This is a genomic window from Oceanicoccus sagamiensis (assembly GCF_002117105.1).
GTDB lineage: Bacteria > Pseudomonadota > Gammaproteobacteria > Pseudomonadales > Dasaniaceae > Oceanicoccus > Oceanicoccus sagamiensis.
The window spans coordinates 4,131,788-4,153,838 of sequence record NZ_CP019343.1; the positions used below are offsets into that span (position 1 = coordinate 4,131,788).

Annotated in this window: 19 protein-coding genes; 9 read left to right on the forward strand and 10 right to left on the reverse strand. The window is 48.4% G+C overall.

Annotated elements, in window-relative coordinates; translation table 11 throughout:
- The first annotated feature begins 3 nt into the window (after window positions 1–3).
- From BST96_RS18755 to BST96_RS18780, 6 genes are all read left to right on the forward strand, one after another.
- Window positions 4–1,179, forward strand: coding sequence for an ABC transporter ATP-binding protein (locus tag BST96_RS18755; protein ID WP_085760158.1), 1,176 nt, complete (start codon window positions 4–6; stop codon window positions 1,177–1,179).
- The gene (locus tag BST96_RS18760; protein ID WP_085760159.1) at window positions 1,176–2,093 is read left to right on the forward strand and encodes an ABC transporter permease subunit; all 918 of its coding nucleotides are present in this window, start codon (window positions 1,176–1,178) and stop codon (window positions 2,091–2,093) included. The genes BST96_RS18755 and BST96_RS18760 overlap by 4 nt, the downstream gene beginning before the upstream one ends.
- A gap of 118 nt (window positions 2,094–2,211) precedes the next feature.
- The gene (locus BST96_RS18765; protein ID WP_240554846.1) at window positions 2,212–2,901 is read left to right on the forward strand and encodes an ABC transporter permease subunit; all 690 of its coding nucleotides are present in this window, start codon (window positions 2,212–2,214) and stop codon (window positions 2,899–2,901) included.
- A 7-nt stretch (window positions 2,902–2,908) separates the two neighbouring features.
- On the forward strand, window positions 2,909–4,309 hold the full coding sequence (locus tag BST96_RS18770) for an aspartate aminotransferase family protein (RefSeq protein WP_085760160.1): 1,401 nt from the start codon (window positions 2,909–2,911) through the stop codon (window positions 4,307–4,309).
- A 22-nt stretch (window positions 4,310–4,331) separates the two neighbouring features.
- Window positions 4,332–5,249 carry an agmatinase gene (speB, locus tag BST96_RS18775; RefSeq protein WP_085760161.1) on the forward strand — a complete coding sequence of 306 codons (918 nt, stop codon included), beginning with the start codon at window positions 4,332–4,334 and terminating at the stop codon, window positions 5,247–5,249.
- A 17-nt stretch (window positions 5,250–5,266) separates the two neighbouring features.
- Window positions 5,267–6,097 (forward strand): outer membrane beta-barrel protein, encoded by an 831-nt coding sequence (locus BST96_RS18780; RefSeq protein ID WP_085760162.1) that lies wholly within the window; start codon window positions 5,267–5,269, stop codon window positions 6,095–6,097.
- On the opposite strand, the gene BST96_RS18785 is transcribed toward BST96_RS18780, so the two are convergent.
- Window positions 6,094–7,584: an aldehyde dehydrogenase gene (locus BST96_RS18785; protein WP_085760163.1), complete on the reverse strand. Its 1,491-nt coding sequence runs from the start codon at window positions 7,582–7,584 to the stop codon at window positions 6,094–6,096. The genes BST96_RS18780 and BST96_RS18785 overlap by 4 nt on opposite strands.
- 261 nt (window positions 7,585–7,845) lie before the next feature.
- Between BST96_RS18785 and BST96_RS18790 the strand changes: the two genes are divergently transcribed.
- On the forward strand, window positions 7,846–9,852 hold the full coding sequence (locus BST96_RS18790; RefSeq protein ID WP_085760164.1) for a tetratricopeptide repeat-containing sulfotransferase family protein: 2,007 nt from the start codon (window positions 7,846–7,848) through the stop codon (window positions 9,850–9,852).
- On the opposite strand, the gene BST96_RS18795 is transcribed toward BST96_RS18790, so the two are convergent.
- Together BST96_RS18795 and BST96_RS18800 are read right to left on the reverse strand one after the other, a co-directional pair.
- Window positions 9,846–10,760: a hypothetical protein gene (locus BST96_RS18795; RefSeq protein ID WP_085760165.1), complete on the reverse strand. Its 915-nt coding sequence runs from the start codon at window positions 10,758–10,760 to the stop codon at window positions 9,846–9,848. The genes BST96_RS18790 and BST96_RS18795 overlap by 7 nt on opposite strands.
- A 10-nt stretch (window positions 10,761–10,770) precedes the next feature.
- A complete protein-coding gene (locus tag BST96_RS18800; RefSeq protein WP_085760166.1) occupies window positions 10,771–11,322 on the reverse strand; it encodes an aspartyl/asparaginyl beta-hydroxylase domain-containing protein in 552 nt (183 codons plus the stop codon).
- Window positions 11,323–11,619: 297 nt separating this feature from the next.
- Here BST96_RS18800 and BST96_RS18805 point away from each other — a divergent pair, with 297 nt between their 5' ends.
- The gene (locus BST96_RS18805) at window positions 11,620–14,055 is read left to right on the forward strand and encodes a TonB-dependent receptor (protein WP_085760167.1); all 2,436 of its coding nucleotides are present in this window, start codon (window positions 11,620–11,622) and stop codon (window positions 14,053–14,055) included.
- A 56-nt stretch (window positions 14,056–14,111) separates the two neighbouring features.
- On the opposite strand, the gene BST96_RS18810 is transcribed toward BST96_RS18805, so the two are convergent.
- The 7 genes from BST96_RS18810 to BST96_RS18840 all read right to left on the reverse strand — a co-directional run bounded on the left by BST96_RS18810 (window position 14,112) and on the right by BST96_RS18840 (window position 20,889).
- Complete coding sequence (locus BST96_RS18810; protein ID WP_085760168.1) at window positions 14,112–14,405, reverse strand: addiction module antidote protein; 294 nt, start codon at window positions 14,403–14,405, stop codon at window positions 14,112–14,114.
- A complete protein-coding gene (locus tag BST96_RS18815; protein WP_085760169.1) occupies window positions 14,386–14,727 on the reverse strand; it encodes a type II toxin-antitoxin system RelE/ParE family toxin in 342 nt (113 codons plus the stop codon). Before BST96_RS18815 ends, BST96_RS18810 begins: the two co-directional genes overlap by 20 nt.
- Window positions 14,728–14,901: 174 nt before the next feature.
- Window positions 14,902–15,117 carry a formate dehydrogenase subunit delta gene (locus BST96_RS18820; protein ID WP_085760170.1) on the reverse strand — a complete coding sequence of 72 codons (216 nt, stop codon included), beginning with the start codon at window positions 15,115–15,117 and terminating at the stop codon, window positions 14,902–14,904.
- Between the two features lie 8 nt (window positions 15,118–15,125).
- Window positions 15,126–15,956: a formate dehydrogenase accessory sulfurtransferase FdhD gene (gene fdhD / locus BST96_RS18825; protein ID WP_085760171.1), complete on the reverse strand. Its 831-nt coding sequence runs from the start codon at window positions 15,954–15,956 to the stop codon at window positions 15,126–15,128.
- A complete protein-coding gene (fdhF, locus tag BST96_RS18830; protein WP_085760172.1) occupies window positions 15,953–18,835 on the reverse strand; it encodes a formate dehydrogenase subunit alpha in 2,883 nt (960 codons plus the stop codon). Before fdhF ends, fdhD begins: the two co-directional genes overlap by 4 nt.
- Before the next feature lie 3 nt (window positions 18,836–18,838).
- Window positions 18,839–20,398, reverse strand: coding sequence for a formate dehydrogenase beta subunit (locus BST96_RS18835; protein ID WP_085760173.1), 1,560 nt, complete (start codon window positions 20,396–20,398; stop codon window positions 18,839–18,841).
- Window positions 20,395–20,889: a formate dehydrogenase subunit gamma gene (locus tag BST96_RS18840; protein WP_085760174.1), complete on the reverse strand. Its 495-nt coding sequence runs from the start codon at window positions 20,887–20,889 to the stop codon at window positions 20,395–20,397. Before BST96_RS18840 ends, BST96_RS18835 begins: the two co-directional genes overlap by 4 nt.
- A gap of 199 nt (window positions 20,890–21,088) precedes the next feature.
- Between BST96_RS18840 and BST96_RS18845 the strand changes: the two genes are divergently transcribed.
- Complete coding sequence (locus BST96_RS18845) at window positions 21,089–21,946, forward strand: PA4780 family RIO1-like protein kinase (protein WP_085760175.1); 858 nt, start codon at window positions 21,089–21,091, stop codon at window positions 21,944–21,946.
- The last annotated feature ends 105 nt before the right edge of the window (window positions 21,947–22,051 follow it).

Sequence of the window (22,051 nt, forward strand, 5' to 3'; positions counted from 1 at the left end):
ACTATGAGTGCCAGCGATCCACAACAAGAAAAAGACTATAGCGAAACACCCTGGCTTGACCCCAATGCCAAGCCATTTATTCAGATACAGTCGCTCAGTAAACAGTTTGATGATTTTACTGCCGTCGACAATATCAGTCTGGATATTTATCAGGGAGAACTGTTCACCATTCTGGGCGGCTCTGGCTGTGGCAAATCGACCTTGCTGCGTATGTTGGCAGGTTTTGAAAAACCCAGTGATGGCCGCATTATTATCGACGGCGTTGATATGACTGACCTCCCCGCTTATGAACGCCCCATTAATATGATGTTTCAATCCTATGCGGTATTCCCGCATATGACGGTTGAGAAAAACATTGCCTATGGCCTTAAGAAAGACAAAGTCGACAAAGCAGAGATTCAACGCCGCGTCACAGAGATGTTAGAGCTGGTGCAACTGACTGACTATGCCAAACGCAAACCCGACCAGCTATCCGGCGGTCAACGCCAGCGGGTGGCCCTGGCCAGAGCCCTGATCAAACGCCCCAAAGTTTTATTATTAGACGAACCGCTGGCGGCACTGGATAAAAAACTGCGAGAGCAAACCCAATTTGAGCTGATGAACCTGCAATATAAATTGGGCACTACCTTTATTGTGGTCACCCATGATCAGGAAGAAGCGATGACGCTGGCATCCCGGATAGCGGTGATGGACAAGGGCAACTTTGTACAAATCGGTACACCCTCGCAGGTTTATGAATACCCCAGCAATCGTTTTGTGGCCGACTTTTTTGGCACTATCAATATTTTTGATGCTACGGTCATTAGTAATAAAACCATTCCGAACAGTGCCAGCGAGTTGCTATTAACCGCCGAACTCGATAAGACCGGCACCCTGGTCAATGCTAGAAATCAGCTAACACTCTGCCCTAATGACCGTATTGCGATTGGTGTCAGGCCGGAAAAAATCAGTATCAGCCAACAAGCCCCGGAAGGTGAAAGCCTTACTATCACCAAAGGTATTGTTGAAGACCTGGCCTATTATGGCAACCGTTCTATCTACCGGGTGCGCAGTCAATCAGGGCGAGTCATTCAAGTTAGCGCGCAAAATTATCAGCGTTCAGCAGAACTCGTCCTGGAGTGGGATGACGAAGTGTATTTATCCTGGGACTCCAGTTGCAGCGTGGTACTCGCCGAATGAGCAACTCACCCAGTAAACTTAGCAGCTCCCGCTTAGGTGATAAGCTTTGGCGGCTCGCTGTTATTATGCTGCCGTACTGGTGGCTAATTATTTTCTTTTTAGTACCCTTTGCGATTGTTTTTAAAATCAGCTTTGCCGACCCGGTCGTGGCGCAACCTCCCTTTACCGATTTTTTTAATACCACGGATAACAGCAAAGGCTGGCTATTAGCCACACTCGATAATTACCGTTTTCTCACTGAAGATAATCTATATTGGGTCAGCTATTTAAAATCCATTAAAGTAGCCCTGATCTCAACACTGCTCTGCTTACTCCTGGGCTACCCAATGGCCTATGGTATTGCCCGTTCTACACCGGTCATGCGCAATATTTTATTAATGCTGATTATTCTGCCTTTCTGGACCTCGTTTTTACTCAGGGTTTACGCCTGGATGGGAATGCTGGGTAAAAATGGCTTAATCAATAATCTGCTACTCAGCCTGGAACTGATCGAAACCCCTCTGGAAATGCTCTATAGCGATGCCGCGGTTTATGTGGGTATTGTCTACACCTATATTCCCTTTATGATTTTGCCGCTATACGCCACGCTGGAAAAACTTGATCTGAATTTACACGATGCCGCCGCCGACCTCGGTGCCAAACCCTGGCAAGTATTTGTCGATATCACACTACCCCTGTCTATGCCGGGTATTATTGCGGGCTCGCTATTGGTATTTATTCCAGCCCTTGGCGAATATGTTATTCCGGCATTACTGGGGGGCATTGATTCGCTGATGATTGGCCGCACGCTTTACGATGAATTTTTTGTTAACCGCGATTGGCCGCTCGCCTCCGCCGTGGCCACGGTTTTATTATTAATTATTGTGATTCCTATTGTACTGTTCCAGCGCAGCCAACAGGAGGAAATGCAATGAACGGCAGAAAACGCTCAACCTTTTTATTCTCCGTACTGTGCTTTGGTTTTGCTTTTTTATATGTTCCGATACTGGTACTGATCGCTTTTTCCTTCAATGATTCCCGCCTGGCTACCGTTTGGGGGGCTTTTCTACCCGCTGGTACAGCGCCCTGTTTGAAAACGAACAGATACTGGATGCCGCCCTACTTAGCTTTGAAGTCGCGGCTATTAGCGCCACCTTTGCCACCCTTCTTGGTACACTAACAGGTCTGGCACTAACCCGAATGGGGCGCTACCCCGGCCGCTTGATTTTTACCGGTTTGATAGCAGCACCACTGGTTATGCCGGAAGTGATTACCGGCCTATCCTTATTGTTGTTGTTTGTTAGCCTGCAAGAATTTATCGGCTGGCCGGTTAGCCGGGGGGCCACCACCATCACCATTGCCCACATAACTTTTTCCATGGCCTATGTCGCCGTGATTGTGCAATCGCGATTAAGCAGTATGGATAAATCATTAGAAGAAGCCGCGATGGATTTGGGAGGGCGCCCCTTTCAAGTGACATGGGATATTACGCTGCCCTTAATTGCTCCAGCGATGCTATCAGGCTGGCTGCTTGCCTTTACATTATCTCTGGATGATTTGGTGATCGCCAGCTTCACCTCTGGCGCCGGTGCCAGCACCTTGCCCATGGTGATATTTTCAAAAGTAAAACTGGGAGTTACTCCGGATATTAATGCATTGGCCACGCTCATTATCAGCGCTGTGGCTATCGGCGTCATTATCGCGGGAATTATTATGTTTAAACAGCAAAAAACCACTCAATAGGCGGATTATGTCTTACTCACTACCAGGCCCCAAAAGCAAAGCCATTTTTGAACGCGGCTTAAGTACATTGCGACATGGTTCCCGCTACACCAAAGCGGCGGCGCAATCAGCCGCCAAAGGCTATCTGCCCCCGGCACAAATTATTGTCGACCGCGCCGCCGGGGATTTTATCTGGGACAGTGATGGCAATCGCTTTATTGATTTTCAAAATGGCTGGGCCACCAACCCACTGGGTAATTGTCATCCGGAAATTATTGAAGCGGTGCATCAGGCTCACCAACGCTATGGCTATCACTGGGAGCACCCGCTGCGTGCAGAGCTGGCAGAAAAACTGGTCGGCATTATGCCCGACAGTTCATTGTCACGCTTCTCCTATGAAGTGTCCGGCACTGAAGCGGCTGAGTCGGCTATTCATCTGGCACTCTGCCATAAGCAACGGCGCTATATTATTAGCTTTACTTCCTGTTTTCATGGTGAAGGGCTGGGTACAAAAATGGTCAGCGCCTATAACAGTGATAATAATAAATTTATGGAAGGCTGGGCTGGCGGCGTAATTAAAGCCCCCTACCCTTACTCGGAAAATATTCCGGCTGGAATGACACAAGAACAATATGTCGAATACTGCCTGTGGTATCTGGAAAACCATATCACTGACTTTATAACCCCCGCCGATAATATTGCAGCGGTGATTATTGAGCCCGGATTAGCCGAGGGCGGCAACTGGATTCCCAGTAAAGATTTTATCCAGGGCATTCGCCGTATCTGCAACAATCATGACTGGCTAATGATTGCTGATGAAGTATTAACCGGCGTCGGTCGCACCGGTAAAATGTGGGGCATCCAGCACTACGATGTCACACCGGATATTCTGGTCGCAGGCAAAAACCTGTCCGGAGGCATAGAGCCCTGTGCTGGCGTGGCCGCCCGTGATGAGATTCTCGGGGATAATCCCAGAGCTACCGCTGGCAGCACCTTTGCAGGCACACCCGCAGGCTGCGCCGCAGCACTAAAAACACTGGAAATTTATCAGCGTGACAATATTATCGACCATGCTGAGAAGCTGGGCACCATCGCGCAACAACGTATGGCAAACTGGCAAAGCCAATATGGTATTGTCGGAGAAGTGCGCAGCCTGGGCTTATTGTTAGGGGTTTCCTTTAAAGCTGAAAAAGCCCAAGAGGAAGATTTTTATATCGCCCGCTCGGTCAGAAACCATATGCTTAACCACGGAGTTTGGGCTATTTGCGATTCGGAGCCCACAGTAAGAATGTACCCGGCACTGAATATGGCAGAGGCCAACCTATTAGAAGGTCTGGATATTATGGAAGCAGCCATTGCCGAGATTGATAACAACGGAGCAACGGTCGGCGACTACCCGCCACTACCCAGCGGCAATACCGGCTTTTAATTTAACCACAAGGTAACATTGTATGAGCACTCAAAGCGGCGACGATTATCCTAATACTTATGGCAATATTTTTTCGTTTATGGATTTTCCTTTAAGCAAAACCTTAGCGGATGATATCGATGCCGTGGTGATGGGCATCCCCTATGACCTGGCTACGACTGGCCGCTCCGGCACCCGCTTTGGCCCTAACGCTATTCGTCAGGCCTCCGCTCAATTGCGCTGGGAACAGCGCCGCTGGCCCTGGCACTTCACCCTGGCTGACCGCCTTAAAGTGATTGATTATGGCGATATTATTTATGAAGACGGCAATAGTCAGGATCTAACCGCCATGGTAACGGAGCAAGCCGGCGCGATCTTTGCAGCCAATAAAACCCTGTTAAGTTTTGGTGGAGATCACTTTGTTACCCTGCCCTTACTCCGAGCTTGCTCGGCTCATTACGGCAAACTCGCCCTGATTCATTTTGATGCCCATACCGACGATGAAGCCCGTGAAGATATTGTTAACCACGGCTCAATGTTTTATCACGCTCCCAGAGAAGGGCTGATTGACAGCGAAAAAACGATTCAGGTCGGTATTCGCACGGAATACAATTACGACACCCATCCTTTTACCGTATTAGACGGTGTGCAAGCCAATAATTTATCGGTAGAAGATATTATTACCGCCATCAAGGAAACGGTTGGGGAAGGCCCGGTGTATTTAAGCTTTGATATCGATTGCCTAGACCCTGCCTATGCGCCAGGTACTGGCACACCGGTAGCCGGTGGTATTTCTTCCAGCAAAGCGTTGCAAATTATTCGCGGACTGAGCGATATCAATATTGTTGCTATGGATGTGGTCGAGGTTGCCCCCGCTTATGACCGCTCAGAGATAACGGCTCTGGCCGGTGCCACACTGGCGTTGGAGATGTTATATTTATTGGGTAGCAAAAAAACCTAGAGACACACTGCTAAAATATGATGTTTAAAAACTATACCCTCCTACTAGCCCTGCTAGCCATCAGCCATCAAGCTCCTGCGCAGGACAGGTTCAGGCTATCGCTGGGCTCATCGGTTAATGATTTTAATTCTGAAATTCGTGTCGACTCAAAAAATCTGCCAGCAGCACTGCCAATCAATCTGGAAAAAGACCTAAAGTTTGATGACAGCGTTGATATTGACTGGCTGGCGGGTTACTGGCGTTTTTCCGACAAGCATCGCATTCAGTTTGAAATACTGCCAATCACTCGCTCGGCCAGAGCCACACTGGAAGACGATATTGAATTTGAAGATGATATTATTAAGGCAGGCGCCTTTGTTAAAAGCGACTTTGATACCACGATCTACGATATTAACTATATGTATAGTTTTTATAAAACGGATAAATGGGAACTAGGTGCTACCGCCGGCCTCTACTGGATGGATGTTGAAGTGGAACTGGAAGCCGCCGGGGATATTCAGGTGCGCACCCGGGACGGCGACGGCGATATTAGTTTTCAAGATGATTACAAAGAAAGTGAGCAGGCCCATGCTCCCCTGCCCCTGTTCGGTCTATCCGCTACCTATAAGATTTTACCGAACTGGGAGGTAGGCACCGGCTTTCGGATTTTAGATATTGAAATCGGCGACTACTCCGGTACTTTTATCAGCTTTATCGCCTCCACCAATTACTTTTTTTCCGAGCATCTTGGCGTTGGCTTTTCGATTGGCGACTTTGACCTCGATGTCGAAGCCGATGGCTCTGACTATCGAGGCAAGTTTGAATGGAGCTATGAAGGAGCGCAGGCCTACCTGTCTATGCGCTATTAGTACTCGATCCAGGTGGTTTTTAATTCGGTATAATCATCAAAGGCATGGATAGATTTATCACGGCCATTACCAGACTGCTTAAAACCACCAAAGGGCACGGTCATATCACCGCCAAAATAATTATTAACGCCCATGGTACCGACACGCACCTCTTCCGCAACACTTAATGCGGTACTAATATCTCTACTCCATACCGCGCCAGCCAGCCCAAAGATAGAATCATTAGCGATCTGCACCGCTTCTTCTTTGGAACTAAATGGAATGACCGACATAACTGGCCCAAAAATTTCTTCCTGTGCAACGCGCATCTGATTATTTACACCGGTAAATATAGTCGGCTGATGGAAATAACCGCCGGTCTCTTCCATTACTCTCTCACCACCATAAACACAGCTTGCCCCTTCCCCATTGCCAATGGCAACATAGTCAGCGGTGGTTCGATATTGACCTTCATCAACTAACGGTCCCATTGAGGTTGCGGGGTCCAGCGGATTACCCGGCTTCCAGTCTTCACTGGCAGCCATCACCTTTTCCATAAACTCATCGTGGATTGTTTCTTCAACCAATAAGCGAGTCCCCGCAGTACAGGTTTGACCGCTATTATAAAAGACGGCTGTTGCTGCCATCCCTGCCGCCGCATCCAGATCCGCATCGGCAAAAATAATATTCGGGCTTTTACCACCCAATTCTAAAAAGGTTCGCTTTAGATTTGACTGACCGGAGTATTCCATTAACTGCTTACCTACCGGCGTAGAACCGGTAAAGGTTTGGCCGTCAATATCCATATGCAGGGCTAAGTGTGAACCCAACTTGCCACCGGGTCCCGGCAGCACATGCAATACACCATCGGGTAAACCGGCCTCACTGGCTAGTTCGGCAATACGCAATGCCGTAAGCGGCGTGTTAGATGCAGGTTTTACAATCACAGAATTACCGGTCGCCAGTGCTGGCGCTACTTTCCAGGCGGTGGTCGACAATGGAAAATTCCAGGGTACGATGGCCGCGACAACCCCTAGCGGTAAGCGGCTAACCAGTGCCAGAGTACCATCGGGTGTCGGCGCAATTTGCTCATAGACTTTATCAATGGCTTCACCACTCCAGCGAATACAGCGTGAAGCCCCAAAGGCATCGACATTAAGCGTATCGGAAATGGGCTTGCCCACATCCAGACACTCCAGCAGAGCCAACTCATAAGCGTGCTTATCAATCAGCTCTGCCCAGCGCACCAGTACCATCTTACGGTCCGAGGGCGCCATCTTTGACCACACCCCGGACTCAAAAGCCTTGCGGGCACTGCTGATAGCCAGGTCTGCATCCTCAGCACCACAGCTGGCAACATCCGCCAGAGCCTGACCTGTAGCAGGGTTAATCGTAGGACGGGTTGCGCCGGAAAGTGCATCCACATAGCGGCCATTAATAAAGGCTCGACCCTCTATTTTGATAGTCTCTGCCCGCGCCTGCCAATCGGCCAAGGTTAAATCACTCATAGCTGCCTCTGATCTGTTTCCGGTTAGTGGTAGTGTTTTTATATGGCAGCTATCATACACGCAGGGCCATCTATAAAGCAGAGATATTATCCTTAAAAACACGCATTTTCAGGCTTTTATAGGATAAATGTCACGAAAGCAGAATCTATCACCAGACCGGATAACAATATCGGTTAAAACACCTTGGGTCATGGTTTAAGGGCCAAGCCCGTGATAGCATTTGCGCATTATAAAAGACAAAGATAAGAGCCTGTTTTCTCTATGTTACCCACTGAAATCACCAAAGCGACCTTTGAAGAAGCCCTGCAATTAATTAATAACGGCAAGCTGCAACCAGCCATTGCCTTATGCCAGCGAGCACTGGAAAGAACCCCTGACGATATCAATATGACAGCGTTACTTGGCGCTGTTTTTTTGCAATCCAATAACTACCAAGCCGCTGAAGACTATCTCAAGAAAGCCATCGATCTGGCCCCGGCTTTTGCCAAACCCCATGAAGACCTGGGTATTCTGCTGGTCAATCTAAAGCGCGAAGAGGAAGCCATTCCTCTATTACAAAAAGCGGTGCGACTGGACCCATCACTGGAATCTGCCAATTTTAATCTGGGCAAGGCGCTGGCCGCCTGTGGCCGGGGAGCCGAAGCCGATAAAGCCTATGAGGCCGCCTTTGATTTAAACCCGGAAAGAAAAGCCATGGCAATGGCTGCCGAACATCACCGCCGTGGCGAAGACGATAAAGCGGAACAGCTATACCGCCAAGTACTGCAAAAGAACCCACAGAATGTGGATGCTATGCGACTGTTAGCCCTGCTTGCCTGCAACGCCAGCCACTTTGATGATGCAGAACGCATGCTACGTAAAGCGATTGATATTGCACCCGATTTTTTAGGCGCTTATATGGATTTGGGTAAAATCCTAAAAGATATGGACCGCCTCGAGGAAGCCATCGACTGTTTTAGACGATCCGTTGCTCTGGCGCCCAATAATTTTAAACCACAAATGCAGTTGGCCAGTGCATTGGCACCGGCGGCATTAAATATTGAAGCGGTAACGGCTCACCAGCGAGCCCTGGAAATTACTCCCAATCACCCGGGTGCCCTGCTCGGCCTCGGCCACGCCCTGAAAACCGCAGGCAGACAAGCCGAAGGCATAGAAGCCTATGAGCAATGCATTAAAGTACGCCCCGACAATGGCGAAACCTACTGGAGTCTGGCCAACTTAAAAACCTATACCTTCCGCGATGACCAGATTGAAGAAATGGAACAGCGGGTGCGCACGGAAGGGCTGGACCCCAATGCAGAAATTAATTTTCTGTTTGCACTGGGCAAGGCCTATGAAGATAGAAAAGACTATACAAAGTCCTGGCAGTACTATGAAGAAGGCAATGAAAAGCAGCGTATGTCGGTTGGCTATGACCCGGTACTGACTGAAGTGCAAAATACCGATATTATCAATACCTTCTCCAAAGAATTTTTTGACAGCCATAAAGGTATGGGTAACCCGGACCCTTCGCCTATTTTTATTTTGGGTCTACCCCGCTCCGGGTCCACCTTACTGGAACAGATTATCGCCAGCCACTCTATGGTGGAAGGCACCAGTGAGCTACCTTATCTTGGCCGCATTGCCACCTCCATGAACCGCAATCGCGCCGATGGTATTAATTACCCGGAAGCCGTATTGGAACTAAAAGACAAACACTTTGACCAACTGGGCGAAAAGTATTTACAAAAAGCCAAAATGCATCGAATAGAAGGCAAGCCGTTTTTTATCGATAAAATGCCCAATAACTTTCCCAATATTGGCCTGCTGCATAGCATTTTACCCAACGCCAAAATTATTGATGCTCGTCGGCATCCGCTGGATAGCTGTTTTGGTAACTTTAAACAGCTGTATGCCAAAGGCCAAAATTTCACCTATGACCTGTCTGATATCGGCGAATACTTTTTACAGTACCAGCGCATGATGGACCATTGGGATGAGGTATTGCCGGGCAGAGTACTGCACTGTCAGTATGAAGATACCGTTAACGATTTGGAAAATCAGGTTAAACGCATTCTTGAATATTGCGGCCTGCCCTGGGAAGACGGCTGCGTTAATTACCACCAGAATGATCGCGTGGTTCGCACTGCCAGCTCGGAACAGGTGCGCCAACCTATTTATAACAAGAGTATTGGCACCTGGCGCCGCTACGAATCAGAGTTGGATGAATTACTTGATGTGCTAGAGCCGGTTTTACCGCTCTATGAAAAATATATGCCCAATCAATAGGGCCATACTTCCAGACCGTGGATTGCATTGCGAATATCCATAGTCAGGTTAACTGTCTTAACGGTTTTCAAGCGATCAAAGTCGTGCAATGCAATGGTTGAGGGAGACGAACCCGCCGCCACCAAACCACCACCGAGCTCACACAAACCACGGCCAAAACCCGCCCGAGCTATCCGGGAGTCATCCAGCTTGGCATGGGTTAACTGGCCAGGATCAAACTGAGGCACTTCAAAGCTGAATTGTTGCTCCTGCTCGATATAGCGCACCCGGTCTGTGGCGGTATCATTATATAAAACCCCCTCGCGAAACGGTCTGGCATTGTGGATACCGGTGGGCAAACGCGCATAACGCTGAATGGTTTTACCGTTAAACATATACAGCGCTTTGGTTCGCAGGCCGCTAAAGAACAAACCTTTGCTGCTACAGAAAACATTATTAACATGTAAGGTATTGCTTGGGGCTGGCCCTTTTTCCGATTTGGGGTCAAAGGGCCTGCCTTGTACCTGCCCCTCGATATCCACCAGGTGCAAGCCAAAACAAAATTCATTGTTATCCAAATCAAAACCAAGAATAGCGTCAAACCCGGTCGAGGTTATATACAGGCGACGCTTATGTACCATAATTTCGTGTGCATGCATCAAATAAGGGCATTTATAGGAGGCGATTTTTTTAAACTGCGGTGTATAAACAAATATCTCATTACTGGCCGCAATAAAAACCCGATCACCATCAAAGGCAATACCCCGCAAGCCCCGGTCCCAACCTCTGCCCTGCCAATCGATATCGGTCGTATTCCAGTCAATAACCTGATTAACCGCCTCACGATCAAAATCTATTAAATACACTCCACCATGGCTTTCACCCTGGTTACTGCCGCGAACCACCGAGGTGGCAATTAGTTTGCTCATAGGGACGTCTTTATGATTGTGACGGAGGAATATAGTCAAAGATAAAGGTGATTCTACCCTCTTTACCTTTATTCATAACGCTGTGCTGTTTTTGGTTGTTGATTTCATAGGCATGACCCACCTCAAATTTATAGGGTCTGCCATCAATCATAAAACGCACTCTGGGGTTGGTGGTAATGGGGATATGGATACGGTGGCCAGCGTGAAAAGACGGATGCGCATCTCTATGGGGCTTGATAATACCGCCGGGAATTAATTTAGCCGCCATCGCACGAATAATGGTACCCCCTGGCTGATAGTGCTGCTTGATAATGTCATGCATTAAGGGAATGGCCACCTCAGATAGAAGGTCCCAGCCCGCCTCTTTGCTAACCTCAATATTCGGCCAACCGGAGCCATCGGTAAATATCAGCACGATCGATTCGGTCAGGGTGTGAACATCATATTGTTGCTGACGATAGGTATTGGACTTCCAGAGCTCTTCATCCAGCGCCAAAATTGCATCACTTAATGCAGTTTGATCTACCGGACCCAAGTCTTTAAGGGGAACTTCGATATCCATAGGCAACCTTTATTATTAGCAGAGCGGAGAACGATAAAGTTCTAGTGGATAACAGTCAACCGCCAGCAGACAGGTAATCGTTCTGAATTAGTTATTTAAAAGAAGATATTCTCCTTAAAATAGTATGCAACGCTATCTTCTCCGTAAGGTTTTCGACTTGGCTACACATCGCTATTTAACTATAAAAAAATGAATGACGGTTCATTCATAAAAATATCGATTTAGCTATTGGCATTTAAGTTGCTATCGTATACGATCGGAAAAAACCTGGAATACTATAAAAATAGAGACCGCCCAATGAACAATAAGACGCCGTCTGTTAGCCCAGTTCCATTTCGCAGAAAAGTACTTAGCGTGGTTATTTCAAGCGCTATCTTAGGCATCCAAGCCTCTCATGCCCAAGTGCTGGAAGAAGTGATTGTTACTTCAACCAAGCAACTGCAAAACATTCAGGATATTCCACAGGCGATTACCGCTTTTACCACCGAAGATATCGAGCGCCGTGGTTTTGTGGATATCGACGATTATGCCAAAGCGATTCCCAGCCTGTCATTTTCACGACGTGAACCCGGTGGTACTTCCGTAGTTTTCCGGGGTGTTGCTGCCTCCGGCATCCAGTTCAATACCAACCCTTCCAGCTCTGTGTATCTCGATGAACAACCCGTTACATCGGCCGGTGTTAACCCTAACCCACGGATGATCGACATTGAGCGTCTGGAAGCACTGAGCGGACCACAGGGTACTTTATTTGGTGATGCATCCCAATCTGGTGCATTACGTATCATTACCAACAAGCCCAATACCGGTCAGTTTGAAGCCTGGGTTGAAGTGGGCGGTGCTTATGTCGAGCACAGTGACGACTACGATACCGATATCAGCGCAATGGTTAATATCCCCATAAGCGAAAATGTTGCACTGCGTTTAGTTGGCTTTAGTTCAGAAGAAGCGGGTTATGTAGACAATGTACTGGGGTCAAGCCAGCCAGATGCCTATCTGCAAAACCGCATTGATGGCGGCTTTGACGTTGGTACGCCTTTCGACAACGCCAAGCAAGTTGATAAAGACGTTAACTCCGGCAGTGCCTATGGCGGCCGCGCCAATCTACGTATTGAACCCAACGACGACTGGATTATAGATTTAACCGCTATTTTCCAAAACACCGAATCTGATGGTTTTAGTGATACTGACTTTAATGCCGGTTCTTTAGAGCAAATTCGTTTTAATGAAGAAACCAGTGAAGACGAATGGTACCAGCTAGGTATTAACCTTGAAGGTGACCTGGGCTTTGCTGAGACCGTAGTCTCCCTCTCCTATTTTGACCGTGACTGGCGCTATGACGCCGATGCCACAGACTACCTGTTTGCCTTTGACCAGATTTATGACCCCACCTATGTCAGCTACTACGGTTATACCACCAGTATTTATGACTTTAATGGCACCCCAAGAGCCAATGCCTTCAATGCTGAAAAAGATGAGCGCTGGAGCTTTGAAGCGCGCCTCGCTTTTGAAGATCAAGATGAAGGTCGCTGGAATGCCATAGTAGGTACTTTCTATAACAAGACTGAAAAAGAGACCAGCTTTGGCTCATTGGTCGATGGTTATGGTGATACCCCTGCGGCTTACTACCTGAACTACACCACGTACACACCGTCACTGAATAATCTCCCTGCCGGTAGCTGGTATGGCACCACCAATGACACTTGGTTCTTTGGCGAGTACGACCAAACCATTGAAGATCTGGGTGTATTTGGTGAAGGTAACTACGATGTTACTGAGAAATTTACTGTAACGCTGGGTGGTCGCTGGTATAAGAACGAACGTGAGTTCTCGATTCTACAAGGTAGCCTGCAACAGGCAGGGACACCGAGTTTCGATACGGACTATATCTCCAATATCGGTGATACCGAGTCTGACGAAACCGGCTTTGTGCCCAAAGTCAGCGTCAAGTATCAGGTTGACGATGATAAGCTAGTCTACGGTACTTACTCTGAGGGTTTCCGAAGTGGTGGCGGTAATGCGGTAAGGCCATCCTCGGTTATTGATAATGGCTATGACTCCGATTATCTGATCAACTATGAACTCGGCGCCAAAACGACATGGCTAAACAACGCCCTGAGATTTAATGTGATTGTCTACCATATGATATGGGAAGATATACAGATACAGGTCGAAGATCCTCAAGTCGATGTCTTCTCGACGGGTATTGTTAACTTCCCCGAGGCTGAGATCGATGGTATCGAATTCGATATTGCCTGGGCTGCGGCAGAGCGATTAGAACTGTCTATGAACTATGCCTATGTGGATGCAGCTATCTCCGAAGATGCCACCATCTTTGAAGATACCGGCACCGCACTGGAAGTCAGCGAGGGTACCCAATTACCCATCACCCCTGACCATAAAGGCGCATTTTCCGCTGAATACTTCTTTGCTCAACCGATACTGGGCGGTGATGTTTACGCCAGACTGGACTATGCCTATGTCGGTAAATCCGTTAACTCCCTCTCCGGTTTTGGGGCCACCAGTTTTATCTCTGAACCAACAGAGCAGGAGTCTTACGAAACCATTGACCTGAAACTCGGTTATGACAATGACGACTGGAGCGCTTCTCTGTATGTGAAAAATCTCACCGACGAAGAAGTTACTCTCTATGCCAGTGATCGCTGGGTTAAACAACGAAGATCGGTGAATAAGCCAATGAGCGTTGGCTTCTCGATAAGGCGAAACTTCGACTAAATAAAAAAGCCCTGACATATGACATATGTCAGGGCTTTTTTTTGACTGAAATAAACCTATGGGCCAACCTCAACTTTAAGCTTTAAACCCAGACCTTCAATAATTTTAGTCAAACTCGCAAGCTTTGGATTACCTGTGGCAGACAGGGTTTTGTAGAGGCTTTCACGACCCAGCGCCGATCGTTGGGCCAAACCTGCAATACCCCCCTCTTGCGCTTCCGCCAGATGCCGTAGCGCCATAAGAATAACGGCGGCATCCGCCTCTTCCAGCGCCTGATTTAAATAAGCAGCCGCTACAGCAGGGTCTCGTAGCTGCTCATCATGTGTTTCCCTAATAGTAGTCACCATCATTATTTCTCCTTTGATAGTCATGCCAACGGGCTTTAGCTTTTTTGATATCTTGACTTTGCGACGATTTATCACCGCCGCACAATAATAAATAGACCAAGCGACCTTGCTTGCCAAAATAGATACGGTAGCCCGGGCCATAGTGAATACGTAACTCACTAAGCCCCTCACCAATGGGCTCAACATCAGCAAACAGACCCAATTCCATTTTATCAACCTGTAAGATAATTTTAGCCTTGGCTCTGGGGTCCCTCAGGTGTTTTAGCCAGCGGGCATAAGGGCTGCGGCCAAAGATATCTCTATATTCATAGACAGTGCATTTCATAGTAAGCACTCCCCGGAATTGTATCCCAAAAGATACAGATTGCAACAGGCAATACCTATATTTTTAACAACAGAGATTAAGTGAAATAACGACATAGATAACTCCTTTTATTGAGAGGCAACACATCCTGCGTGCCTTTACACCATACCGAGCCAGAACTGGCTCAAGAGAAGATTAATTCAATAATCGCACCGCAGCAATAGCCGCGGGCTGCAACTGATCACCACCTTGTTCAACATAGCTGATAATTTGCTGCTTCATGGACTTAGCCCAAAACCTGCGAATATGATCCGCCACTTTTTCACTGGCCACCGTATCATTTTCACCAATAGCAATATTACTGGCGATTTGATTGATCATTTTAATCAGGTGATCTAACTCTGAAGACATAATAAAACTCAGTTAACTCGCTGTTTATGACTGTAAACTACATGCCGCCCTTCTCGGGAAAAACCGATTAAGGTAATACCCGCCTGCTCAGCCATAGTAATCGCCAATGAGGTAGGCGCCGAAACCGCAACCACCATAGCGATACCTGCTTTGGCCGCCTTTTGAATAATCTCATAACTGGCGCGACTGGAGATTACTAAAAAACCCGGCTGTTGAAAAACCGTGGTCTGATACAGGCTACCAATTAATTTATCCAGAGCATTATGACGCCCAACATCCTCACAAGCACCGATCACTTCACCCTGACTGTCACACCAGACTGCACCATGGACGGCCCCGGTTAAAGCTTGCAAAGGCTGGTGCTGCTCAAGTGCAACTGAAGCGTCATCAATCACCTGATGCTCAATGGTAAAGCAGGCTGTATTCACTGCAAACGCTGACTGCAACTGTTGCAAAGATTCTGCACCGCAAATACCACAACCGGTGCGACCTGCCAGATGCCGACGCTTATGTTTCAGCGCCATAAAACGTTGACTGGAAACCTCAATGGCCAACTCAATACCATCGTCCCGATGGTTAACTTCAATGCCATAAATCTCATCGAGCTTATCCACCACGCCTTCGGTCAAACTAAAACCTTTGGCAAAGGCGGATAAATCACTGGGGCTGGCCATCATTACCGCATGGGAGACCCCGTTATAAACCAACGCCACCGCCACCTCTTCAGCCACCGCATCACGGGACTGGCTTAAGGTATTGCCAAACCACTGGTCCACCGTATGCTCACGGGCACCTACTACCGGATGATTATCAGCGTTTTTTTTCTGGCCGCCGGTCATGATTCTTTACTCTGCTCCAAAAAATCAACCTGCTGTTCGGTAAAGGCCTGGAAGCCCGTCTGCCATGACGAGACCTCTGCCACTTTACTGATTTGCACAGCGGTGACTTTATACTCCGGACAATTGGTCGCCCAATCAGAATTATCAGTGGTTACTACATTGGCACCACTCTCAGGGTGGTGGAACGTGGTATAGACCACACCGGGTTGCACCCGGTCAGTAATGGTTGCGGTTAGTACCGTTTGCCCGGCACGACTTTTTACCTCCACCGTATCACCTTCAGTAATACCGCGATCCTCGGCATCGTGGGGATGAATTTCCAGGCGATCCTTTTCATGCCAGTCGACATTGGCGGTGCGACGGGTTTGCGCACCAACATTGTACTGCGACAAAATCCGCCCCGTAGTGAGAATAAATGGAAAACGTTTATTCACCTTCTCATCCGTTGCCACATATTCAGTAATCGCAAAAAAACCTTTGCCACGTACAAACTGGTCGGTATGCATAATCGGCGTACCGTTTGGCGTCTCATCATTACAGGGCCATTGCAAAGACCCCTCTTCTTCTAAACGCTGATAACTGACGCCACTAAAGGTAGGCGTTAGCGCTGCAATCTCATCCATAATTTCAGAGGGGTGCTGATAATCCATGTCATAACCCAAGGCCTTGGATAAAGCGATAGTACCCTCCCAATCCGCTTTACCGCCCAGCGGTGCCATCACTTTACGCACGGGTGATATTCGGCGCTCTGCATTGGTAAAGGTGCCATCTTTTTCCAAGAAGGAGGCGCCCGGTAAAAACACATGGGCAAATTTTGCCGTTTCGTTTAAAAATATATCCTGCACAATCAAACACTCCAGATTGCGCAACGCTGCTTCAACATGATGGGTATTAGGGTCAGACTGGGCAATATCTTCGCCCTGACAGTAAAGCCCTTTATAAGTACCCGCAACAGCAGAGTCCAGCATATTGGGGATACGCAAACCGGGTTCATCCTGAATCGTAACACCCCAGGCCTGCTCAAACTGATGGCGCACAGTGGCATCGGCAACATGGCGGTAACCGGGTAACTCATGGGGAAAAGACCCCATATCGCAGGAGCCCTGCACATTATTTTGGCCCCGCAGAGGATTAACCCCAACACCTTCACGCCCAACATTGCCGGTTAACATCGCAAGGTTAGCAATACCCATAACCATGGTTGAACCCTGACTATGCTCTGTTACACCCAAACCATAATAAATCGCACCGTTCTCTGCGTTGGCATAATCTCTGGCGGCAGCCCTTAAAGTCTCGGCATCAATACCGGTAACCGAGGCCATCGCTTCTGGTGAGTTGCGCTGCTCGGTGATAAAGCTTTTCCATTGCTGGAAAGCCGGCTCTTCACAGCGCTCAGCAATAAAATCATCGGCCGCCAAACCTTCAGTCACAATCACATGCGCCATGGAATTAATAAAGGCGACATTGGTACCCGGCATTAACATTAAATGCTGACCACCAGGAATATGCGGGCTATTTAATAAATCGATACGGCGAGGGTCCGCCACAATTAATTGCGCCCCTTCGCGTAAACGTTTTTTCAAACGCGAGGCAAAAACCGGATGAGCATCCGTTGGGTTGGCACCGATGACCATCACGACATCAGCTTTTTCTACCGAGTCAAAGGTTTGTGTTCCCGCTGATTCACCCAGGGTGGTTTTTAAGCCATAGCCGGTTGGCGAATGACAGACCCGCGCACAGGTATCCACATTATTATTACCAAAAGCGGCACGTACTAATTTTTGTACCAGATAGGTTTCTTCGTTAGTACAACGAGACGAAGTAATGCCGCCAACACTGTCTTGACCATATTGCTGCTGAATATCCTTAATCCGTTTAGCGGCAAAGTTTACCGCCTCATCCCAGGATACCTGCTGCCAAGGTTCGTCAATGCTATTGCGAATCATCGGCTCGGTAACACGGTCTTTATGGTTGGCATAGCCAAAGGCAAAGCGGCCTTTCACACAGGAGTGACCCCGATTGGCTTCACCGCCTTTATAAGGCACCATGCGCACCACCTGGTCGCCTTTGACCTCTGCTTTAAAGGCACAGCCCACCCCACAATAAGCACAGGTCGTGACCACACTATTTTCTGGCTGGCCATGATCAACAACGGACTTTTCCATCAGTGTTGAAGTCGGGCAAGCCTGTACACAGGCACCACAGGAAACACATTCAGAATCCATAAAGGCTTCGTCCTGCCCCGCCGCCACTTTAGAATCAAAACCACGGCCATCGATGGTTAAGGCAAAAGTCCCCTGCACCTCTTCACAGGCCCGAACACAACGGGAGCAGACAATGCACTTGCTGGCATCAAAGGTAAAATACGGGTTGCTGGTATCTTTTTCTGCGGCTAAATGATTTTCACCCTCAAAGCCATAACGGACTTCTCGCAAGCCCACTTCGCCAGCCACATCTTGTAATTCACAATCACCATTGGCGGGACAGGTTAAACAGTCCAGCGGATGATCTGAAATATAAAGCTCCATCACGTTGCGACGCAGTTTGGCGATTTTTTGATTTTGTGTGCTAACGACTAAACCTTCTTCTACCGGCGTGGTACAGGAAGCAGGAAAACCTTTACGGCCCTCTATTTCAACCAAACAAACACGACAGGAGCCAAATGCTTCAACAGAATCGGTGGCACACAGTTTGGGGATACGAATATCGGACAAGGCTGCGGCACGCATAATCGAAGTACCCGCAGGCACCACCACTTCGCGACCATCTATCAGCAAGCTCACTAACGCTTCGGCTTGTTCGCCGTTCGGGATAACAGAAGGAGTACCATAATCTGTATTCGGATCAATATCAGTTTCAGGATTAAAGTATTGCAACATTATTTAGACCTCTTCCTGAACGGTAAAATCGTTTGGAAAATGCTGTAGCGCACTCATCACCGGAAATGGCGTCATCCCGCCCATGGCGCAGAGTGAGCCATTGATCATGGTGTCACAGAGATCCGTCAGCAATTCGATATTGTTTTCTTTTTCATCGCCGTTGCGGATTTTATCAATCACTTCAACACCGCGGGTTGAGCCAATACGGCAAGGGGTACATTTACCACAGGACTCTATCGCACAGAACTCCATCGAGAATCTGGCCTGTTCACCCATATCAACGCTCTCGTCAAACACCACAACACCACCGTGCCCAAGTACTGCATTAATACCGGCAAAGGCTTCGTAATCCAGCGGCGTCTGCCATTGACTCTCGGGGAGATAAGCGCCTAAGGGGCCACCGACCTGCACCGCTTTAATGGGCCTGCCACTGCGTGTACCGCCACCAAAATCATTAAGCAGCGTAGATAAACCTGGGCCAAACGCCAATTCAACCAAACCGGGCCGCTGAATATTGCCAGCCAACTGAAACGGTAATGTACCCAGTGAGCGACCTACCCCGATAGTTTTATAATGTTCTGCTCCCCTGGCTAAAATAATCGGCACGGTGGCCAGAGAAATCACATTATTAATCACCGTAGGCTTGCCAAATAAACCGGTAATCGCCGGTAATGGCGGCTTGGCACGAACCATACCGCGCTTGCCTTCCAGACTTTCCAATAAAGCGGTTTCTTCACCACAGATATAGGCACCGGCACCCAGTCTCACTTCAAGGTGAAAGCTTTTTCCACTGCCGCGGATATTATCACCCAGATACTGGTTGGCTTCGGCGATGGCCAGCGCCTGCTGTAACACCTCATCAGCCAGACGGTATTCTTCGCGCAAATAGATATAACCTTTATTGGCGCCCACCGCCAAACCGGCAATGGTCATGCCTTCAATTAAGGTAAAGGGATCACTTTCCATTAACATCCGGTCAGCATAGGTACCGGAGTCGCCTTCATCGGCATTGCACACAATATATTTTTGTTCGGCTTGCGTATTCAGTACAGTCTGCCATTTAATCCCCGCCGGAAAAGCCGCGCCGCCGCGACCCCGTAACCCCGAATCGGCAACAGTAGTAACAATAGCTTGAGCGGATAAACCCAACGCATTATGTAAACCATCAAAACCACCGTTAGCGCAATACTCATCGAGTGAAAGCGGATCAATCACTCCAACACGGGAAAAGGTTAAACGCTGTTGGTTTTTTAAATACTCTATCTCTTCAGTTAAGCCTAAATATAAGGGGTGATCACTGTTGCCTGACCAGCATCCCCCATCCATTAAACTTTCAACATCATCGACAGTGACAGGCCCATAGGCCACACGCCCCTGCTCTGTTGCCACTTCAATCATGGGCTCTAACCAGTACAGGCCGCGGGAGCCATTACGCGTAATATGCAGGGGCAATGTATTATCTTCAGCGTAGTGACTGATCGCCTCCGCCACTTTATCAGCGCCTAACGATAAAGCCGTTGTGTCACGGGGGATATACATTTTAGGGGTGGCAACAGCACTCATTGGACAGCCACCTTTTGTGTGGTTAATTCGCTCAGCAATTGCTCAAATTTCTTGTTATCCATATTACCGATCACATCCTGCCCCACCCTGACAGAAGGTGAGCAGGCGCAATTACCGAGACAATAAACCGGCTCCAGAGTAATTTCGCCATCGGCGGTGGTTTGGTGGTAATCAATCTTTAGGCTGGCTTTGGCGTAGGATTCCAGCGCTCGGCTTCCCATCGCCTGACAGGACTCAGCGCGGCAAATCTGCACCACATGATTGCCCGCAGGTGCAGAGCGAAAGTAGTGATAAAAACTCACCACACCATGTACCTCGGCCCGGGACAGATGCAACGCTTCGGCTATCAGTGGCAGAGAGTCGGGGGGGATATAACCGAGCTTATCCTGAATGGCATGTAGAATCGGCAGGAGCGCACCCGGTTTATGCTGGTATTGCGTGACAATTGAACGAATCTCACCAGAATCCAGCGCTGCATTATTTTCGAGCATCGTAGTAACCACAGTTAAAGCATATTGATTTTTATGGCACCAGTATAGCGCCTTAGACTATAGCTATCTAATCAAAACGCGGGCTTTTGGCACCACGATTAATTTGCAAAATAACTGGCATTATCAGCAACTTAGACGACAATTATCACTATCAACAATAAACAAACCACCCTCCCTATAGGAAAGCGCATTTCCAGGCATGAAAATACCCCATCAAATCCAGCCTCTTTATGACGACGGCGTCATTGATGAAGTCCTTCGGCAGCTAATGAGCGGCAAAGAAGCCACCGTTTATGTGGTGCGCTGTGGCAAAAATATTCGCTGCGCCAAAGTCTACAAAGAAGCGGCCAAGCGCAGCTTTAAGCAAGCGGTGACCTATCAAGAGGGCCGCAAGGTCCGCAATAGCCGCCGCGCCCGCGCCATGGAAAAAGGCTCCAAATTTGGCCGCAAACAACAGGAAGAAGTCTGGCAAAACGCCGAAGTCGATGCCCTTTATCGTCTGGAGCGAGCTGGGGTAAGAGTACCGCAACCCTATGGTTGCTTTGATGGCGTACTGCTAATGGAGTTGGTCACCGACGATGACGGTACAGTGGCTCCCCGCCTTAACGATGTGGCTATGCCGCAAGAACAGGCTCTGGAAGACCATGCGGTGATGATGGAATATGTTAAACGTATGCTCTGTGCCGGTATTGTCCACGGCGACCTGTCTGAATTTAATGTGTTGGTGGATAATGAAGGACCGGTCATTATCGATCTGCCACAGGCTGTGGATGCTGCTGCCAATAATCATGCCGAGGCAATGCTGACCCGTGATGTTAACAATATGCGCAGCTATTACGGCCAGTTTGCCCCCGAATTACTCAATACTGACTATGCCAGAGAAATATGGGCGCTCTACGAAGACGGCCAATTAAAGCCTGATACCCCGTTAACGGGCCTGTTTAAAGATGATGCTGAAGATGCCGATGTGGACGGTGTTTTGGCTGAAATTAAGGCGGCTTGGGCGGAGGAACAGGAGCGATTAGAGCGCATTGACGCCGCTGGGGCTGACGACTGATTATTCGCCCCTGTTTTGTGCAAATTTCAGTCAATTCCACTCGACGAATCGCTTACAAATCTCTATAGTACGCCCGCCTTGATAGCAGTCGTATCCGACGACTGC

Bases quoted from the DNA above. Each gene is read 5' to 3' on its own strand.
- BST96_RS18755 (WP_085760158.1), top strand. From the start codon at position 4: ATGAGTGCCAGCGATCCACAACAAGAAAAAGACTATAGCGAAACACCC.
- BST96_RS18760 (WP_085760159.1), top strand. From the start codon at position 1,176: ATGAGCAACTCACCCAGTAAACTTAGCAGCTCCCGCTTAGGTGATAAG.
- BST96_RS18770 (WP_085760160.1), top strand. From the start codon at position 2,909: ATGTCTTACTCACTACCAGGCCCCAAAAGCAAAGCCATTTTTGAACGC.
- speB (WP_085760161.1), top strand. From the start codon at position 4,332: ATGAGCACTCAAAGCGGCGACGATTATCCTAATACTTATGGCAATATT.
- BST96_RS18780 (WP_085760162.1), top strand. From the start codon at position 5,267: ATGATGTTTAAAAACTATACCCTCCTACTAGCCCTGCTAGCCATCAGC.
- BST96_RS18785 (WP_085760163.1), bottom strand. From the start codon at position 7,584: ATGAGTGATTTAACCTTGGCCGATTGGCAGGCGCGGGCAGAGACTATC.
- BST96_RS18790 (WP_085760164.1), top strand. From the start codon at position 7,846: ATGTTACCCACTGAAATCACCAAAGCGACCTTTGAAGAAGCCCTGCAA.
- BST96_RS18795 (WP_085760165.1), bottom strand. From the start codon at position 10,760: ATGAGCAAACTAATTGCCACCTCGGTGGTTCGCGGCAGTAACCAGGGT.
- BST96_RS18800 (WP_085760166.1), bottom strand. From the start codon at position 11,322: ATGGATATCGAAGTTCCCCTTAAAGACTTGGGTCCGGTAGATCAAACT.
- BST96_RS18805 (WP_085760167.1), top strand. From the start codon at position 11,620: ATGAACAATAAGACGCCGTCTGTTAGCCCAGTTCCATTTCGCAGAAAA.
- BST96_RS18810 (WP_085760168.1), bottom strand. From the start codon at position 14,405: ATGATGGTGACTACTATTAGGGAAACACATGATGAGCAGCTACGAGAC.
- BST96_RS18815 (WP_085760169.1), bottom strand. From the start codon at position 14,727: ATGAAATGCACTGTCTATGAATATAGAGATATCTTTGGCCGCAGCCCT.
- BST96_RS18820 (WP_085760170.1), bottom strand. From the start codon at position 15,117: ATGTCTTCAGAGTTAGATCACCTGATTAAAATGATCAATCAAATCGCC.
- fdhD (WP_085760171.1), bottom strand. From the start codon at position 15,956: ATGACCGGCGGCCAGAAAAAAAACGCTGATAATCATCCGGTAGTAGGT.
- fdhF (WP_085760172.1), bottom strand. From the start codon at position 18,835: ATGTTGCAATACTTTAATCCTGAAACTGATATTGATCCGAATACAGAT.
- BST96_RS18835 (WP_085760173.1), bottom strand. From the start codon at position 20,398: ATGAGTGCTGTTGCCACCCCTAAAATGTATATCCCCCGTGACACAACG.
- BST96_RS18840 (WP_085760174.1), bottom strand. From the start codon at position 20,889: ATGCTCGAAAATAATGCAGCGCTGGATTCTGGTGAGATTCGTTCAATT.
- BST96_RS18845 (WP_085760175.1), top strand. From the start codon at position 21,089: ATGAAAATACCCCATCAAATCCAGCCTCTTTATGACGACGGCGTCATT.